This is a genomic window from Streptomyces sp. Je 1-4 4N24 (assembly GCF_026239515.1).
GTDB lineage: Bacteria > Actinomycetota > Actinomycetes > Streptomycetales > Streptomycetaceae > Streptomyces > Streptomyces nigrescens.
This window is the reverse complement of record NZ_CP110836.1, coordinates 6,902,680-6,920,158: the sequence shown is the minus strand read 5'-3', so window position 1 is coordinate 6,920,158 and position 17,479 is coordinate 6,902,680. Positions and strand designations below refer to the sequence as shown.

The following is a 17,479-nucleotide window of genomic DNA, read 5'->3' as shown; positions in this document are numbered from 1 at the left end:
AAGTAGGAGATGCAGAACCCATGACAGACGCACTCAAGCGCCTCTCCGACGAAGGCGTCGCGATCTGGCTGGACGACCTGTCGCGCCAGCGCATCACGTCCGGCAACCTCGCCGAGCTGATCGACCAGCAGCATGTCGTCGGCGTCACGACCAACCCGTCGATCTTCCAGAAGGCGATCTCGGACGGCCACGGCTACGACCAGCAGGTCGCCGATCTCGCCGCCCGTAAGGTCACCGTCGAGGAAGCCATCCGCATGATCACGACGGCGGACGTCCGGGACGCCGCCGACATCCTGCGGCCGGTCTTCGACGCCACCGGCGGCCAGGACGGCCGGGTCTCCATCGAGGTCGACCCGCGCCTGGCGCACCACACCACCCCGACCATCGCCGAGGCCAAGCAGCTGGCGTGGCTGGTGGACCGCCCGAACACGCTGATCAAGATCCCGGCCACCAAGGCGGGTCTGCCGGCGATCACCGAGGTCATCGGCCTGGGCATCAGCGTCAACGTCACGCTGATCTTCTCGCTGGAGCGCTACCGCGAGGTCATGGACGCCTACCTGGCGGGCCTGGAGAAGGCCAAGGCCGCGGGCCTGGACCTGTCCCTGATCCGTTCGGTGGCGTCGTTCTTCGTGTCCCGTGTGGACACCGAGATCGACAAGCGCCTGGAGAAGCTCGGCACGGACGAGGCCAAGGCCCTCAAGGGCAAGGCCGCGCTGGCGAACGCCCGGCTCGCCTACGAGGCGTACGAGGAGGTCTTCTCCTCGGAGCGCTGGGCCGCCCTCGACAAGGCCGGCGCCAACAAGCAGCGTCCGCTGTGGGCCTCGACCGGCGTCAAGGACCCCGCGTACAAGGACACCCTGTACGTGGACGAGCTGGTTGCCCCGGGCACGGTCAACACCATGCCGGAGGCCACCCTGGAGGCCACCGGCGCCCACGGTGACATCACCGGTGACACCGTGCGCGGCACGTACGCGCAGGCCAAGGCCGACCTGGCCGCGATCGCCGAGCTCGGGATCGCGTACGACGACGTCGTGCAGCTCCTGGAAGATGAGGGCGTGGAGAAGTTCGCGGTGTCCTGGAACGACCTGCTCAAGTCCACGGAGGCGGAGCTCAAGCGCCTCGCTCCCTCGGAGGGCTGATCTCCCTTGACTGACTCACACGGAGCCAACCCGCTCCGTGACGCCCTGGACCGACGGCTCCCGCGTATCGCGGGGCCGTCGGGCCTGGTCATTTTTGGCGTCACGGGCGATTTGTCCCGTAAAAAGCTGATGCCCGCCGTCTACGACCTCGCCAACCGGGGGCTGCTCCCACCGGGCTTCTCCCTCGTCGGGTTCGCCCGTCGCGAGTGGGAGCACGAGGACTTCGCGCAGGAGGTGTACGCGGCGGTCAAGGAACACTCCCGTACACCGTTCCGCGAGGAGGTCTGGCAGCAGCTGGTCCAGGGCTGCCGCTTCGTCCAGGGCAACTTCGACGACGACGAGGCCTTCGAGACGCTCAAGGAGACGATAAACGAGCTCGACAAGGCGCAGGGCACCGGCGGCAACTTCGCCTTCTACCTGTCCGTGCCCCCGAAGTTCTTCCCCAAGGTCGTCCAGCAGCTGAAGAAGCACGGGCTGGCCGACCAGAAGGAGGACTCCTGGCGCCGCGCGGTCATCGAGAAGCCTTTCGGGCACAACCTGGAGAGCGCACAGGAGCTCAACCGGATCGTGCACGAGGTCTTCCCGCCGCACGAGGTCTTCCGGATCGACCACTACCTGGGCAAGGAGACGGTCCAGAACATCCTGGCGCTGCGGTTCGCCAACACGATGTTCGAGCCGCTGTGGAACCGCAGCTATGTCGACCATGTCCAGATCACGATGGCCGAGGACATCGGCATCGGCGGCCGGGCCGGCTACTACGACGGCATCGGCGCCGCCCGTGACGTCATCCAGAACCACCTCCTCCAACTGCTCGCGCTGACCGCGATGGAGGAGCCCGCCTCCTTCGAGGCGGACGCGCTGGTCGCGGAGAAGACCAAGGTGCTGGGCGCCGTCCGGCTGCCCAAGGACCTCGGCAAGGAGACCGTCCGCGCGCAGTACGCGGCGGGCTGGCAGGGCGGCGAGAAGGCCGTCGGCTACCTCCAGGAAGACGGTATCGACCCCAAGTCGAAGACCGACACCTACGCCGCGGTCAAGCTGTCGATCGACAACCGCCGCTGGGCGGGCGTCCCCTTCTACCTGCGCACCGGCAAGCGCCTGGGCCGCCGGGTCACCGAGATCGCGGTGGTCTTCCAGCGCGCTCCGCACTCCCCCTTCGACCACACCGCCACCGAGGAACTGGGGCAGAACGCCCTGGTCATCCGGGTGCAGCCGGACGAGGGCGTGACCGTGAGGTTCGGCTCCAAGGTGCCGGGCACCTCGATGGAGGTGCGGGATGTGTCGATGGACTTCGCGTACGGCGAGTCCTTCACGGAGTCCAGCCCGGAGGCCTATGAACGGCTGATCCTCGATGTGCTGCTCGGCGACGCCAACCTCTTCCCGCGTCTGGAGGAGGTGGAGCGGTCCTGGCGGATCCTCGACCCGATCGAGGAGTACTGGGACAAGCACGGCAAGCCCGCGCAGTACCCGGCGGGCACCTGGGGCCCCACCGAGGCGGACGAAATGCTCGCACGAGACGGACGGAGCTGGCGTCGCCCATGAAGATCGATCTGACGGAAACCACGTCCAGCAAGATCAACAAGGCGTTGGTCCAGGGCCGTCGCGCCGTGGGCACCCCTGCCATCGGCATGGTGCTCACCCTCGTCATCGTCACCGACGAGGAGAACGCCTATGACGCGCTGAAGGCGGCCAACGACGCGTCCCGTGAGCACCCCTCGCGCACCCTCGTGGTCATCAAGCGGGTCAGCCGCTCACCGCGCGACCGCGCCAAGGCCCGCCTAGACGCCGAGGTGCGGGTCGGCACGGACGCCGGCACCGGCGAGACGGTCATATTGCGGCTGTACGGCGACGTCATCGACCACGCCCAGTCCGTTGTGCTGCCGCTGCTGCTGCCGGATGCCCCGGTCGTGGTCTGGTGGGCGGTGAACGCCCCGGCGGCCCCCGCCCAGGATCCGCTCGGTGCGCTGGCCCAGCGCCGGGTCACCGATGCCTACGCCGCCGAGCAGCCCATCCATGAGCTGTCCACCCGCGCGGAGACGTACACGCCGGGCGACACGGACCTGTCCTGGACCCGGATCACCCCGTGGCGCTCGATGCTGGCGGCGGCGCTCGACCAGGCCCCGTGCACGGTCACCTCGGCCGAGGTGGAGGGCGAGGAGTTCAACCCCAGCTGCGAGCTGCTCGCCATGTGGCTGGCCGACCGGCTCAACGTCCCGGTCACCCGCAAGGTGTCCGGCGGGCCCGGTCTGACGGCCGTACGGATGGAGTCCAGCATCGGCGCGATCGTCCTGGACCGCCCGGACGGCTCGCTGGCCACGCTCTGCATGCGCGGTCAGCCCGACCGTGCGGTGGCGCTCAAGCGGCGGGACACCTCCGAGCTGCTCGCCGAGGAGCTGCGCCGGCTCGACCCGGACGAGATCTACGCCCGCGCGCTGAAGTTCGGCGTGGACCGGCTCGGTCACGGCAACGGAGAGCAGCCGGCCGCCGAGGAGAAAGCGGCGGACGGGAGCGGTCCGGCCAAGCCCGCGGCGAAGAAGGCCGCGAAGAAGGCGGCCGCCAAGTGAGTGCTCCGCAGGTTGTCGTCCACCGCGACAAGGAGCTGATGGCCAAGGCCGCGGCGGCCCGGCTGATCACGAAGATCGTGGACGCCCAGACCGCCCGTGGCTCCGCCTCCGTGGTCCTGACCGGCGGGCGCAACGGCAACGGGCTGCTCGCGGCCCTCGCCGAGGCGCCCGCCCGGGACGCGGTGGACTGGTCCCGGCTCGATCTGTGGTGGGGCGACGAGCGGTTCGCACCGGACGGCGATCCGGTGCGCAACCACACCCAGGCCCGGGAGGTGCTGCTGGACAGCGTTCCGCTGAACCCGGCCCGGGTGCACCCCATGCCTCCGGCGGACGGCCCGTACGGCCATGACGCCGACGCCGCCGCCGAGGCGTACGCGATCGAACTCGCCGCCGCCGCGGGCCCCGAGGACCACGGCCCGGTGCCGTCCTTCGACGTCCTGCTGCTGGGCGTCGGCCCGGACACCCATGTGGCCTCGCTCTTCCCGGAACTGCCGGCCGTCTACGAGAAGGAGCGGACGGTGGTCGGGGTGCACGGCGCACCGAAGCCGCCGCCGACCCGTATCTCGCTGACCCTGCCCGCGATTCGAGCGGCACGGGAGGTCTGGCTGCTGGCGGCAGGCGAGGACAAGGCCAATGCCGCGGCCATCGCCCTCTCCGGTGCCGGTGAGGTGCAGGCCCCGGCGGCCGGCGCACGGGGCCGCAGCCGGACCCTGTGGCTGCTGGACGAGGCGGCGGCGTCCCAACTGCCGCGCGGCCTCTACCCGCCGGCTTCGGCCTGAGCCCGTCACCGCAGCAGTGCCGTAGGCCCCGCGCCCTGGAGGGTGCGGGGCCTACGGCGTCAGCGGGACGGTCCTGCGGCCATCGCGGGGATCAACGCCCGCGCAGCTCCCGGTACCTGGCGACCAGACCGGCGGTGGAGGCGTCGAGGCCCGGCACCTCGGCACCCTCGGTCAGGGCCGGTTCGACGCGCTTGGCGAGGACCTTGCCCAGCTCCACGCCCCACTGGTCGAAGGAGTCGATGTCCCACACCGCGCCCTGGACGAACACCTTGTGCTCGTAGAGCGCGATCAACTGGCCCAGCACGGACGGGCTGAGCTCGCCGGCCAGGATCGTGGTGGTGGGGCGGTTGCCCGGGAACGTCTTGTGGGGCACCAGTTCCTCGGCCACGCCCTCGGCGCGCACCTCGTCCGGCGTCTTGCCGAAGGCCAGCGCCTGGCCCTGGGCGAAGAGATTGGCCATCAGCAGGTCGTGCTGGGCGACCAGACCCGGCCGCAGATCGGCGACCGGCTCGGCGAAGCCGATGAGATCGGCGGGGATCATCTTCGTGCCCTGGTGCAGGAGCTGGTAGTAGGCGTGCTGGCCGTTCGTCCCGGGCGTGCCCCAGACGACCGGCCCCGTCTGCCAGCCGACCCGGTTGCCCTGGCGGTCCACGGACTTGCCGTTGGACTCCATGTCCAGCTGCTGAAGATAGGCGGTGAACTTGGAGAGGTAGTGGCTGTAGGGCAGTACGGCATGCGACTGGGCGTCCCAGAAGTTGCCGTACCAGATACCGAGCAGCCCCAGCAGCAGCGGGGCGTTCTCCTCCGGCGGGGCGGTGCGGAAGTGGTCGTCGACGAGGTGGAAGCCGGCGAGCATCTCGCGGAAGCGCTCCGGGCCGATCGCGACCATCAGCGACAGGCCGATCGCGGAGTCGAAGGAGTACCGGCCGCCGACCCAGTCCCAGAACTCGAACATGTTGTCCGTGTCGATGCCGAACTCCGCCACCTTCTCGGCATTGGTCGACAGCGCCACGAAGTGCTTGGCGACGGCCTCTCCCCCATCGGCGCCCAGACCGGTCAGCAGCCACTCACGGGCCGAGGTGGCATTGGTGATCGTCTCGATGGTGGTGAAGGTCTTCGAGGCGATGATGAACAGCGTCTCGGCCGGGTCCAGATCGCGGACCGCCTCGTGCAGATCGGCGCCGTCCACGTTGGAGACGAAGCGGAACTGCATGTCCCGGTGGGTGTAGGCGCGCAGCGCCTCGTACGCCATCGCCGGGCCCAGGTCCGAGCCGCCGATCCCGATGTTGACGACGGTCTTGATGCGCTTGCCGGTGTGGCCCTTCCAGTCGCCGGAGCGGACCCGATCGCTGAAGGTGCCCATCCTCGTCAGGACGTGCTGCACACCGGGGACGACGTTCTCACCGTCGCTCATGACAACCGCCGAGCCGGGCGCGCGCAGCGCGGTGTGCAGCACGGAGCGCCGCTCGGTGATGTTGATCTTCTCGCCGCGGAACATCGCGTCCCGCAGCTCGGCCACACCGGTCGCCGCGGCCAGCTCGCGCAGCAGCCCCAGCGTCTCGTCGGTGACCAGGTGCTTGGAGTAGTCCAGGTGCAGATCGCCGACCTGGAGGGTGTAGCGCTCGGCGCGCGCGGGATCCCGCTCGAACAGCTCGCGCAGATGCACCTCCGCCAACTGCTCCCGGTGCTTGCCCAGCGCGGTCCACTCAGGCATCTGATCGAGCCTGCTGCGGCCTTCTGCGTTCATCTCGGACATCAGCCTTCTTCATCTCGTACCGGCCCCGCCATCTCCCAACCTAATTGATCAGCGCGCGGTATGAGGTATCTGTCCGCCGTCGGACGAGGCGCCGTCGGCGGTCTGAAGAACAGGTATCAACGCGGCGGCGCCCAGCGCCGGCAGGGCGGCGGCCAGCAGCGCGGGGGCGTTGGGGCCGTATGCCGTGGCGGCCGCGCCGCCGCACAGCGCGCCGAGCGGTGTCCCGGCGACCGAGACCGTACGGAAGGCGGAGCTGATCCTGCCGAGCATCCCGGCCGGGCTGCGCTGCTGCACGACCGTGGTCTCCACAACGTTCCACACCATGCCGGCGAAGCCGAACAGGCCCAGGAGCACGGCCGCGAGCCAGACCGTGCGCAACGTCCCGAAGCCCACCAGGGTCACTGTCTGGAGCACTCCGGCGACCAGCAGGGTGCGGCCCTTGCCGCCGGCCACGGCGATCGTCCGGTCCGCGAGGAGCCCGCCCACCACCATGCCGATGCCGTAGCCGGTGGTCACCACGGCATACCCGAAGTCCCCGGCGCCCAGCCAGCCCTTGACGACCACCACCAGGGTCGCGATCAGCGCCCCGATGCCGACATTGCCCAGTGCCACCGACACACAGAAGGCGCGCAGCACCCGGTCCCGCCACAACTGCCGTATTCCCTCGGCGACTTCGCGCCGGACGGTGTGCCCGGCGGTGGCCGGCCGGCTGGCCGCGGGGCCGGTGCGCAAGGAGGCGACGAGGGCGGCCGCGACGAAGTAAGTGGCCGCGTCGGCCAGGAACGGGAGTGCGGCGCCGAGCCCGATGAGCACCGGGGCCAGCGGGCCGCCGACGAACCGGCCGGCCAGCTCCTGACCGGTCATCAGCCGGGCGTTGGCGGCAGCCAGCGCCTCCTTGGGCACCACCGCGGGCAACAGGGCCGTAGCAGCGTTGTCGAACAGTGTCTGGAGAGTGGTGAGCGCGAAGGCCAGCGCGAGCAGCAGCCCGATGCCCACCCGGTCGAGCGCCACGGCCAGCGCGAAGCCCGCCATCAGCACCCCGCGCAGCACATCGACCGCCCACATCGCCCGCCGCTGGTCCACCCTCCCCCAAGCTCTCGGCTTCGCTCGAGCAGGGAGGTGCCCCCATGGCGACCGCGCCACCCAACAGCCCGAAGAACAGCCAGGGCACGAAGCCACAGGCGGTGACGAGCGAGATCAGCAGCGGTGAATCGGTCAGGGCGTAGGCGAGCAGCGGGAGCGCCGTGCCGCGCAGGGCGTCACCGAAGCGGGAGACGGCGGCGGCGCCCCACAGCCGGCCGAAGCCGCCGCGCCGGACGAGCGCGCCCGCAGCTGCCACGCGGCCCGCTTCCGCGCTCGTACCGCTGCCCGCCATGCCGCCCCCGTCCGCATCGTCCGCATCGTTCGCGTACGGAAAACGGTACGGGCGACCACTGACAGTGGCCCTCGGGCGACTTCCCCATCCGCTACCTCAGATGCGGCCCACGGCCGGCCCGGAGCGCGCACGGCCCGCGAGGGCACCCACACGCGGCCGGCCCGGCCGGAGGGGTGTGTCCCTCCGGCCGGGCCGGCCGAGAAATGTGCTGGTCCGTCAGATCTCGCCGCGGAGCTTGGCGAGCGCCTCCGCGAGGATCGCCTCACCGTCGGCGTCACTGCGACGCTCTCGGACGTAGGCGAGGTGGGTCTTGTACGGCTCGGTGCGCGGCGGGTCCGGCGGGCTGTCCCGGTCCTTGCCTGCCGGGAAACCACAGCGCGGGCAGTCCCAGGTGTCCGGAACCTGCGCATCGCCGGCGAAGCTGGGCTGCGTCTCGTGCCCGTTGGAGCACCAGAAGGAGATGCGGGTGCGCGGCGCGGACTCGCCGCGCTCGGCCTCCCCCATCGGCCCCGCCCCGACCCGACTTCCTCGGATCGCGTTGCCACTTGCCACGGTCGTAACTCCCTGCGTAATGGTGCTGCACAGCCTCTCGCAGCAGCTGCGCTGCGGAACGCCCCAGTCTACGTAAGGCCCAACGCGCGTCCAGTGGCTGGAGTTACCCGTCCGAGGACGCCACCCTCATGATAGGCCGCCCTTTCCGACGCCTCGTCAGTTGCTGAGCTTCATCAGGATGCCGAGCACCACAATGCAGGCGAACCACAGCAGACCCACCACGATGGTGATGCGGTCGAGGTTGCGCTCGGCGACCGAGGAGCCTCCGACCGAGGACTGCATGCCGCCACCGAACATGTCGGACAGGCCGCCGCCCTTTCCCTTGTGCATGAGCACCAGCATCATCAGCAGCAGGCTGAAGACGATGAGGGCGATCGAGAACCCGATGACCACGGCTGGACCAACTCTCTAGGACTGACGGACGGACGTATGGAGCACGATATACGGAACAAATGGTGCGGGGCCGGGGGCGGTGCTGCTGCACCGGTCCCGGCCCCGACAGGGTACGACGAGGGCTCCCCCTCGTCATAGCTGCTACTGGTCGCGGAAACGGACGATCTTCACAAACTCGTCCGCGTCCAGCGCCGCGCCGCCGATCAGCGCGCCGTCGACGTCGGGCTGCGCCATGATCGCCGCGACATTGCCGGACTTGACCGAGCCGCCGTACTGGATGCGGACCTTGTCGGCCAGCTCCTGGCTGTAGAGCTCGGCGAGGCGGCCGCGGATCGCACCGCAGACCTCCTGCGCGTCCTCGGGGGTGGCGACCTCGCCGGTGCCGATGGCCCACACCGGCTCGTAGGCGATCACGATGGTCTCGGCCTGCTCGGCCGGGACGTCGGCCAGACCGCCGTCGACCTGGGCGAGGGTGTGCGCGACCTGGTTGCCGGCCTTACGGACGTCCAGGCCCTCACCGACGCACAGGATCGGGGTGATGCCGTGCTTGAAGGCGGCCTTGACCTTGGCGTTGCAGATCTCTTCGTTCTCACCGTGGTACTGGCGGCGCTCACTGTGGCCGATGGCCACGTACGCGCACTTGAGCTTGGCGAGCATCGCGCCGGAGATCTCACCGGTGTAGGCACCGGAGTCGTGCGCGGAGAGATCCTGGGCGCCGTACTTGATCTTGAGCTTGTCGCCGTCGACCAGCGTCTGCACCGACCGCAGATCGGTGAAGGGCGGCAGGACCGCGACCTCTACGGCGTCGAAGTCCTTGTCGGCAAGGGCGAAGGCGAGCTTCTGGACGTGGGCGATGGCCTCGAGGTGGTTGAGGTTCATCTTCCAGTTGCCCGCCATCAGCGGGGTACGGTCAGTCACGTTGTTCAGTCCTCCAGAGCGGCGAGGCCGGGGAGCGTCTTGCCTTCGAGGTATTCGAGGCTGGCGCCACCGCCGGTCGAAATGTGGCCGAATGCAGTCTCGTCGAAGCCCAGCAGACGCACGGCGGCGGCCGAGTCACCGCCACCGACGACGGTGAAGGCGGGCGAGTCCAGCAGCGCCTGGGCGACGGCCTTGGTGCCGTCGGCGTAGTCGGGGTGCTCGAAGACACCCATCGGGCCGTTCCAGAAAACGGTGCCCGCGTCGGCGACCTTCGCGGCGTAGAGCTCGCGGGTCTTCGGGCCGATGTCCAGGCCCTCCTTGTCGGCCGGGATGGCGTCCGCGGCGACGGTCCCGGGGTTCGCCGGGGCCTTGGTCTTCAGGTCCGGGAATTCGGCGGAGACCAGAACGTCGACGGGGAGCACGAACTCCACGCCGCGCTTCTCGGCCCGCGCCAGGTACTCCAGGCAGGCCGGGACCTGGTCCTCCTGGAGCAGCGAGATGCCCACCTCGTGGCCCTTGGCCTTGAGGAAGGTGTACGCCATCCCGCCGCCGACCAGGATGCGGTCGGCCTTCTCGATCAGCTGGTCGATGACGGCCAGCTTGTCGGAGACCTTGGCGCCGCCCAGCGCGACGACGTAGGGGCGCTTGACGTCCTCGGTGAGCTTCTTCAGGACGGCGACCTCGGCGGCGATCAGGTCACCGGCGGCGTGCGGAAGACGCCGGGGCAGATCGAAGACGGAGGCGTGCTTGCGGTGCACCGCGCCGAAGCCGTCGCCCACGTACAGGTCCGCGAGTGCGGCGAGCTGGTCGGCGAAGGCGCCGCGCTCGGCATCGTCCTTGCTGGTCTCGCCCGCGTTGAAGCGGAGGTTCTCCAGCACGGCCACCTGGCCGTCGGCCAGGCCCGCGACCACGGACCGGGCGGACTCGCCGACCGTGTCGGTGGCGAACGCCACGTCCTGCCCGAGGATGTCACCCAGCCGCGCGGCCGCCGGGGCCAGCGAGAAGGCCGGGTCCGGCGCGCCCTTGGGACGGCCCAGGTGCGAGGCGACGATCACCTTAGCGCCGCGCTCGACGAGCTTGGCGATCGTCGGGGCGACGGCACGGATCCGGCCGTCGTCGGTGATGGTGGTGCCGTCCAGCGGCACATTCAGGTCGGCGCGGACAAAGACACGCTGTCCGGCGACCTGGAGGTCGTCGATCGTCTTCATGAGGAGTGACTCCGTGTTTGCGTAGATCGGCCACGGGACGGGGCCCGTACGACGCTTCTTCGCGTCATACGAGCCCCGACCTCACATCTCGGTGCCTCGGCTGTCAACCAGCGATCAGAGCTGGCCGCCGACGAAGGTGGTCAGATCCACCAGGCGGTTGGAGTAGCCCCACTCATTGTCGTACCAGCCGACGACCTTGACCTGCTTGCCCTGCGACATCGTCAGGGAGGAGTCAAAGGTGCAGGAGGCCGGGAAGTTCACGATGTCCGAGGAGACGATCGGGTCCTCGGTGTACTCCAGGATGCCCTTGAGCTGGCCCTCGGCGGCCTTCTGGAAGGCGGCGTTGATCTCGTCCTTGCTGACCTCGCGGTCGAGCTCCAGGACCAGGTCGGTGACCGAGCCGGTGGGGACCGGGACGCGCATGGCGATGCCGTCCAGCTTGCCCTTGAGCTGCGGGAGGACCAGGGCGGTGGCCTTGGCGGCACCGGTCGAGGTCGGGATGATGTTCTCCGCGGCGGCGCGGGCGCGGCGCAGGTCGCTGTGCGGGAAGTCCAGGATGCGCTGGTCGTTGGTGTACGCGTGGACCGTGGTCATCAGGCCCTTGACGATGCCGAAGTTCTCGTCGAGAACCTTCGCCATCGGCGCCACACAGTTGGTGGTGCAGGAGGCGTTGGAGATGACGTGGTGCTTGGCCGCGTCGTACTTGTCGTTGTTGACGCCCATCACGATCGTGATGTCCTCGTCCTTGGCGGGCGCGGAGATCAGGACCTTCTTGGCACCGGCCTGGATGTGCTTCTCGGCGTCGGCCTTCTTGGTGAAGATGCCGGTCGACTCGATGACGATGTCGGCACCGAGCTCGCCCCAGGGGAGGTTCGCCGGGTCGCGCTCGGCCATCGTCTTGAAGGTCTGGTTGCCGACCGTGATGGTGTCGTCGGTGTGGCTGACGTCCTGCTTGAGGCGACCCAGAATGGTGTCGTACTTCAGCAGGTGAACCAGGGTGGCGTTGTCGGTCAGGTCGTTGACACCGACGATCTCGATGTCCGCACCCTGCTCCAGGAGCGCGCGGAAGTAGTTGCGACCAATGCGGCCGAATCCGTTGATGCCTACGCGGATCGTCACGAACCGATCTCCTCGTTAGGTACGCCGATGGGTTACCGGCGAGCTGTATGGGCTGTCCCCGACCGCCTCCGACCCTACCCCCAATAAGAGACGTACGTGACATTGACAAACGGGCCTTCGCACCCTCAAACGAGCAGCCACAGAAGGGCTCCTGGCCCCTCAAACGAGCGAGCCCAGAAGCGCTCGCGCCCCCTCAAACGAGCGGTTTGAACTGCCCTCGTGCGCGCCTGCCCGCGCCTCCCCCGACGGCACCGTTTCGGAGGTGAGCCGGGGGCGCGAGGGGACGCCTGGCGGGGTGCGAGGCACCGGTCGTCAGCCGACCATGCCCTCGGCGAGTTCCTCGGTGAGGTTGGACTCGGTGCCGGGAATGCCCAGGTCCTGGGCGCGCTTGTCGGCCATCGCCAGCAGCCGGCGGATCCGGCCGGCGACCGCGTCCTTGGTGAGCGGCGGGTCGGCGAGGGCACCCAGCTCCTCCAGCGAGGCCTGCTTGTGCTCCATCCGCAGCCGGCCGGCCGCCGCGAGGTGCTCGGGGACCTCCTCGCCCAGGATCTCCAGGGCCCGCTGGACCCGGGCGCCCGCGGCGACCGCGGCGCGCGCCGAGCGGCGGAGGTTGGCGTCGTCGAAGTTGGCGAGACGGTTGGCGGTGGCGCGGACCTCGCGGCGCATCCGCCGCTCCTCCCACGCGAGCACCGACTCATGGGCGCCGAGCCGCGTCAGCAGGGCACCGATCGCGTCACCGTCACGGACCACGACACGGTCCACGCCGCGCACCTCACGGGCCTTGGCGCCGATACCGAGCCGGCGGGCGGCGCCGACCAGTGCGAGCGCCGCCTCGGGCCCGGGGCAGGTGACCTCCAGGGACGAGGAGCGGCCCGGTTCGGTCAGTGAGCCGTGGGCCAGGAAGGCGCCGCGCCAGGCCGCCTCGGCGTCGCAGGTCGCGCCGGAGACCACCTGTGGGGGAAGCCCGCGGATGGGGCGTCCGCGGCCGTCCACCAGGCCGGTCTGGCGCGCCAGCTGATCGCCGCCGGCCACGACCCGTACGACATAGCGGCTGCCGCGGCGCAGGCCGCCGGGGGCCATCACCACCAGGTCGGAGCTGTGCCCGAAGATCTCCAGGATGTCCTTGCGCAGCCGGCGGGCGGCAATGCCCGTGTCCAGCTCCGCCTCGATCACGATGCGTCCGCTGACCAGGTGCAGACCGCCCGCGAACCGCAGGATCGACGAGACCTCCGACTTCCGGCAGCAGGTCCGGGTGACGGGGAGCCGGGAGATTTCATCCTTCACCGCTGCCGTCATCGCCATGGGCCGATCCTTCCATGCATCCGAAAAATACGGTCGTACGCGGCTGCCAGCAGCTCCGGGTCGTGCCGGTCGGGGGCTCCCCCGGCGCTCGACCGGGCGTCGTCTCCTTGTGCGGCGACCGCCGCCAGCTCGACCTCGCTGCCGACCAGCTGCTTGGCGGCAACCGTCAGACCTTCGATGTCGGGCACGGCGGCCTTGTCGGCCAGCACCACGTCGAAGGCGAGTTTAGGGGCGTGTCGGGCCAAAACCTCCAAATGACGCTGCGGGGAGAAGCCATCGGTTTCGCCCGGTTGGGGCGCAAGGTTGAGCGAAAGGACCTTTCGGGCCTTGGTCTCCTCCAGCGCCTCGCGCAGCTCCGGCACCAGCAGATGCGGGATCACGGAGGAGAACCAGGAGCCGGGGCCGAGCACCACCCAGTCGGCGTCGCGCACAGCGGCGACCGCCTCGGGGACGGCCGGCGGGTCCTCGGGGACCACATGGACGGACTGGACCTCGCCGCGGGTGAGCGCGACGGTGGCCTGGCCGCGGACCGTCGTGATCTCGTCCGGCCGGTCCTGGTCATGGCCCCTGACCTGGGCCTGGAGCTCCAGGGGCACCGCCGACATGGGCAGCACCCGGCCGTGCGCGCCGAGCAGCTTGCCGACCAGGTCGAGTGCCTGGACATGGTCGCCGAGCTGCTCCCACAGGGCGACGATCAGCAGATTGCCCACCGCGTGGTCATGCAGCTCGCCCTCGCTCTGGAAGCGGTGCTGGATCACCCGGGACCAGGTCTGGCCCCAGTCGTCGTCACCGCACAGCGCGGCCAGTGCCTTGCGCAGATCGCCGGGCGGCAGCACGCCGAGCTCGTCGCGGAGCCGGCCGCTGGAGCCGCCGTCGTCGGCGACCGTGACGACGGCGGTCAGATCACCGGTGATACGGCGCAGCGCGGTCAGCGAGGCGGACAGGCCCATACCGCCGCCCAGTGCCACCACCTTGGGGGTGGCACCCTTCGTCATACGGCCGCTGGGGACGAATCGGCGGACCCGGCGCAGCCGTGGTGTACGCCCGGTCACTCGCGCCCCATGTCCCGGTGGACGACGACGGTTTCCACTCCTTCGGACACCAGGCGGTGGGCGAGCTTCTCGGACATCGCGACGCTGCGGTGCTTACCGCCCGTGCAGCCCACGGCGATGGTCACATAGCGCTTGCCCTCACGGCGGTAGCCCTCGGCGACGATCCGCAGCAGCTCGGCGTAGCCGTCCAGGAACTCCTTGGAGCCGGGCTGGCTGAAGACGTAGCTGGAGACCTCGTCGTTGAGACCGGTGAAGGGGCGCAGCTCGGGGACCCAGTGCGGGTTGGGGATGAAGCGGCAGTCGATGACCATGTCGGCGTCGACCGGGAGGCCGTACTTGAAGCCGAAGGACATGACCGTGGCGCGCAGCTCGGGCACCTCCTCGCCGGCGAACTGGGCGTCCATCTTGGCGCGGAGTTCGTGGACGTTGAGACTGGAGGTGTCGATGACCAGGTCGGCGTCGCCGCGCAGCTCGCGCAGCAGATCGCGTTCGGCGGCGATGCCGTCGACGATCCGGCCGTCGCCCTGGAGGGGGTGCGGTCGGCGCACCGATTCGAAGCGGCGCACCAATGCCTCGTCGGAGGACTCCAGGAAGACGATGCGGCGCTTGACGTTCTGCGCGTCGAGGGTGGCCAGCGACTCCTTGAGGTTGGCGAAGAAGCGGCGGCCGCGGACGTCGACGACGACCGCGATCCGGGCGACATTGCCCTGCGAGCGGGCGCCCAGCTCGACCATCGGGGCGATCAGCTCGGGCGGGATGTTGTCGACCACGAACCAGCCGAGGTCCTCCAGGCACTTCGCGGCCGTGCTGCGGCCGGCGCCGGACATCCCGGAGATGATCACCAACTCGGGGATCGCGGCGCTCTCGCCCTGGTCGGTCGTGCCCGTACTCACCTGTGCACCGTCTCTCTCGGTTTCCTGCGCTTCGTGCGGTGTGCTCATCGGTCCTGCCCCCGTTCTGCTGACAACGCGGCCGGTGGGGCCCCGTCATCCTCAATGATCTCTCCTGTGGCGGTGTTCACCGCGGGGGCGGACGGTGCCGCCCCGGCCAGTGCGGCGGCGACCGTCTCCGCGGTCTTGCGGCCGACGCCCGGGACCTCGCAGATCTCGTCGACCGTCGCGGCCCGCAGCTTCTTCAGCGAGCCGAAGTGCTTGAGCAGGGCCTGGCGGCGGGTGTCGCCGAGCCCGGCGACGGCGTCGAGCGGCGAGGACTTCAGCCGCTTGCCGCGCTTGCTGCGCTGGTAGGTGATCGCGAAGCGGTGTGCTTCGTCGCGGACGCGCTGGAGGAGGTAGAGGCCCTCGCTGCTGCGCGGCAGCACCACCGGGTCGTCGTCCTCGGGCAGCCAGACCTCTTCGAGGCGCTTGGCCAGGCCGCAGACCGCGACATCGTCGATGCCGAGCTCGTCCAGGGCCCGGCGGGCGGCCGCGACTTGCGGAGCACCGCCGTCGACGACCACGAGCTGGGGCGGGTAGGCAAAGCGCTTGGGGCGGCCGTCCTCGTCGGTCGGGCGGCCGGCCATGGGGTCCGGCTCCGGATCCTCCGGGCTCGCGGAGACGGTGGCGGCCGTGGCGCCGTTGTCGTCGACGCGGGCGTCGCCGGGCGGCTCCTCCGTCCACTCGCCGGCCTTCTGCTTCTCCTGGAGATAGCGCTTGAAGCGGCGGCCGATGACCTCGTGCATGGACCGGACATCGTCCTGGCCCTGAAAGGTCTTGATCTGGAAGCGGCGGTATTCGCTCTTCCGGGCGAGACCGTCCTCGAACACCACCATCGAGGCGACGACGTCGTCGCCCTGGAGGTGGGAGATGTCGAAGCACTCGATACGCAGCGGCACCGAATCCAGGCCGAGGGCCTCGGCGATCTCCTCCAGGGCACGCGAGCGGGTGGTCAGGTCGGAGGCGCGCTTGGTCTTGTGCAGCCCCAGCGCCTGCTGGGCGTTGCGGGCGACCGTGGCCATCAGGTCCTTCTTGTCGCCGCGCTGCGGGATGCGCAGCGAGACCTGCGCGCCGCGGCGCCCGGAGAGCCACTCGGCGATCGGCTCGACGGGCTCGGGGAGCGCCGGGACCAGGACCTCCTTGGGCACGGCGTCGCCCTGCTCCTCGCCGTACAGCTGCTGGAGGGCGTGCTCGACGAGATCGCCGGTGGTGACCGCCTCGACCTTGTCGGTGACCCAGCCGCGCTGGCCGCGCACCCGGCCGCCGCGGACATGGAAGATCTGGACGGCGGCTTCCAGCTCGTCCTCGGCGACGGCGATCAGATCGGCGTCGGTGGCATCGGCGAGCACCACGGCGCTCTTCTCCATGGCCCGCCGGAGCGCCCCTATGTCGTCACGCAGCCGGGCGGCGCGCTCGTACTCCATCTCCTCTGCCGCTTCCTGCATCTGACGCTCCAGGCGGCGGATGTAGGCGCCGGTACGGCCGGCCATGAAGTCGCAGAACTCCTCGGCGAGTTCATGGTGTTCCCCTGCGGAGATCCGGCCGACGCAGGGGGCCGAGCACTTGCCGATGTAGCCGAGCAGACAAGGGCGGCCGATCTGGGCGGAGCGCTTGAAGACACCGGCGGAGCACGTCCGTACGGGGAAGACACGGAGCATCAGGTCGACGGTCTCGCGGATGGCCCAGGCATGGCCGTACGGACCGAAGTAGCGCACGCCCTTCTTCTTGGCACCGCGCATGACCTGGACACGCGGGAACTCCTCGTTGAGGGTCACCGCGAGATACGGATAGCTCTTGTCGTCGCGGTACTTGACGTTGAAGCGGGGGTCGAACTCCTTGATCCAGGTGTATTCGAGCTGGAGCGCCTCGACCTCGGTGGTGACGACGGTCCACTCCACGGAGGCGGCGGTGGTGACCATCGTGCGGGTACGCGGATGGAGGCCGGCCAGGTCCTGGAAGTAGTTGGCCAGCCGCTGGCGCAGGCTCTTGGCCTTGCCGACGTAGATGACCCGGCCGTGCTCGTCGCGGAACTTATAGACCCCCGGCGAGTCGGGGATCTGTCCCGGCTTGGGTCGATAGCTGCTGGGGTCTGCCATGCACACCACCCTACTGACCGCCACCGACAATCACGGTTCCCGGACGCCCGTTCCCGGCCGGGCTGCGGGTGGGGCGTGGCCGGTACTCGTCCGTCGCCGGGCATCGGGGCGGGGGCGGCCGGGGCACGGGGTGCCTGTCGGGGGCGGGGCGCGGTCGCCGTCGGCGTCGGGGCCGGGGCCGGGGCGCAGTGTCCGTCTGCGCGGACACGGCGGGCGGTGGGCGGCAGGCGGCAGGCGGCAGGCGGCAGGCGGATCGTGCCGGGTCGTGAGGGTGGTTCGCGCGGCGGCTGCTCCCCC

The 17,479-nt window shown here is 70.0% G+C and carries 14 protein-coding genes and 1 pseudogene; 4 read left to right on the top strand and 11 right to left on the bottom strand.

The annotated features are described in order from the left end of the window. The first annotated feature begins 20 nt into the window (after positions 1 to 20). From tal to pgl, 4 genes are read left to right on the top strand one after another with little or no spacing between them, the layout of a single operon-like run. The gene (gene tal, locus SLV14N_RS30135; protein WP_263271807.1) at positions 21 to 1,139 is read left to right on the top strand and encodes a transaldolase; all 1,119 of its coding nucleotides are present in this window, start codon (positions 21 to 23) and stop codon (positions 1,137 to 1,139) included. A 6-nt stretch (positions 1,140 to 1,145) separates the two neighbouring features. Continuing rightward, the gene (gene zwf, locus SLV14N_RS30130) at positions 1,146 to 2,678 is read left to right on the top strand and encodes a glucose-6-phosphate dehydrogenase (protein ID WP_208685186.1); all 1,533 of its coding nucleotides are present in this window, start codon (positions 1,146 to 1,148) and stop codon (positions 2,676 to 2,678) included. Continuing rightward, positions 2,675 to 3,700, top strand: a complete 1,026-nt coding sequence (gene opcA, locus SLV14N_RS30125; protein WP_208685184.1) for a glucose-6-phosphate dehydrogenase assembly protein OpcA — start codon at positions 2,675 to 2,677, stop codon at positions 3,698 to 3,700. Before zwf ends, opcA begins: the two co-directional genes overlap by 4 nt. Next, on the top strand, positions 3,697 to 4,479 hold the full coding sequence (gene pgl, locus SLV14N_RS30120) for a 6-phosphogluconolactonase (protein WP_263271806.1): 783 nt from the start codon (positions 3,697 to 3,699) through the stop codon (positions 4,477 to 4,479). The genes opcA and pgl overlap by 4 nt, the downstream gene beginning before the upstream one ends. Before the next feature lie 91 nt (positions 4,480 to 4,570). Here pgl and pgi read toward each other — a convergent pair whose 3' ends face one another. The 11 genes and pseudogenes from pgi to uvrC form a co-directional block, all read right to left on the bottom strand. Beyond that, a complete protein-coding gene (gene pgi, locus SLV14N_RS30115; RefSeq protein ID WP_263273326.1) occupies positions 4,571 to 6,226 on the bottom strand; it encodes a glucose-6-phosphate isomerase in 1,656 nt (551 codons plus the stop codon). Positions 6,227 to 6,283: 57 nt separating this feature from the next. After that, positions 6,284 to 7,574: pseudogene (locus SLV14N_RS30110) on the bottom strand (MFS transporter). Between the two features lie 252 nt (positions 7,575 to 7,826). Then, positions 7,827 to 8,162, bottom strand: a complete 336-nt coding sequence (locus SLV14N_RS30105) for an RNA polymerase-binding protein RbpA (RefSeq protein WP_006606296.1) — start codon at positions 8,160 to 8,162, stop codon at positions 7,827 to 7,829. 156 nt (positions 8,163 to 8,318) lie between these two features. Next, positions 8,319 to 8,555: a preprotein translocase subunit SecG gene (secG, locus tag SLV14N_RS30100; RefSeq protein ID WP_086719581.1), complete on the bottom strand. Its 237-nt coding sequence runs from the start codon at positions 8,553 to 8,555 to the stop codon at positions 8,319 to 8,321. Positions 8,556 to 8,696: 141 nt separating this feature from the next. Beyond that, positions 8,697 to 9,473, bottom strand: coding sequence for a triose-phosphate isomerase (gene tpiA / locus SLV14N_RS30095; RefSeq protein WP_018091877.1), 777 nt, complete (start codon positions 9,471 to 9,473; stop codon positions 8,697 to 8,699). Between the two features lie 5 nt (positions 9,474 to 9,478). Further along, a complete protein-coding gene (pgk, locus tag SLV14N_RS30090) occupies positions 9,479 to 10,681 on the bottom strand; it encodes a phosphoglycerate kinase (protein WP_263271802.1) in 1,203 nt (400 codons plus the stop codon). 114 nt (positions 10,682 to 10,795) lie between these two features. Next, on the bottom strand, positions 10,796 to 11,800 hold the full coding sequence (gap, locus tag SLV14N_RS30085; protein WP_018091879.1) for a type I glyceraldehyde-3-phosphate dehydrogenase: 1,005 nt from the start codon (positions 11,798 to 11,800) through the stop codon (positions 10,796 to 10,798). Positions 11,801 to 12,112: 312 nt separating this feature from the next. Then, a complete protein-coding gene (gene whiA / locus SLV14N_RS30080) occupies positions 12,113 to 13,102 on the bottom strand; it encodes a DNA-binding protein WhiA (protein WP_018091880.1) in 990 nt (329 codons plus the stop codon). Further along, positions 13,093 to 14,154, bottom strand: coding sequence for a uridine diphosphate-N-acetylglucosamine-binding protein YvcK (gene yvcK / locus SLV14N_RS30075; RefSeq protein ID WP_208685182.1), 1,062 nt, complete (start codon positions 14,152 to 14,154; stop codon positions 13,093 to 13,095). The genes whiA and yvcK overlap by 10 nt, the downstream gene beginning before the upstream one ends. Continuing rightward, entirely contained in the window at positions 14,151 to 15,095 is a 945-nt protein-coding gene (gene rapZ / locus SLV14N_RS30070; protein WP_208685181.1) for an RNase adapter RapZ, read from the bottom strand. Before rapZ ends, yvcK begins: the two co-directional genes overlap by 4 nt. Then, positions 15,092 to 17,182 carry an excinuclease ABC subunit UvrC gene (gene uvrC, locus SLV14N_RS30065; protein WP_263271801.1) on the bottom strand — a complete coding sequence of 697 codons (2,091 nt, stop codon included), beginning with the start codon at positions 17,180 to 17,182 and terminating at the stop codon, positions 15,092 to 15,094. The genes rapZ and uvrC overlap by 4 nt, the downstream gene beginning before the upstream one ends. Between the last annotated feature and the right edge of the window lie 297 nt (positions 17,183 to 17,479).

Excerpts from the sequence above, each read along its gene's own strand:
- tal (WP_263271807.1), top strand. The coding sequence starts at position 21 with ATGACAGACGCACTCAAGCGCCTCTCCGACGAAGGCGTCGCGATCTGG.
- pgk (WP_263271802.1), bottom strand. The coding sequence starts at position 10,681 with ATGAAGACGATCGACGACCTCCAGGTCGCCGGACAGCGTGTCTTTGTC.
- opcA (WP_208685184.1), top strand. The coding sequence starts at position 2,675 with ATGAAGATCGATCTGACGGAAACCACGTCCAGCAAGATCAACAAGGCG.
- rapZ (WP_208685181.1), bottom strand. The coding sequence starts at position 15,095 with ATGAGCACACCGCACGAAGCGCAGGAAACCGAGAGAGACGGTGCACAG.
- whiA (WP_018091880.1), bottom strand. The coding sequence starts at position 13,102 with ATGGCGATGACGGCAGCGGTGAAGGATGAAATCTCCCGGCTCCCCGTC.
- pgi (WP_263273326.1), bottom strand. The coding sequence starts at position 6,226 with ATGAACGCAGAAGGCCGCAGCAGGCTCGATCAGATGCCTGAGTGGACC.
- uvrC (WP_263271801.1), bottom strand. The coding sequence starts at position 17,182 with ATGGCAGACCCCAGCAGCTATCGACCCAAGCCGGGACAGATCCCCGAC.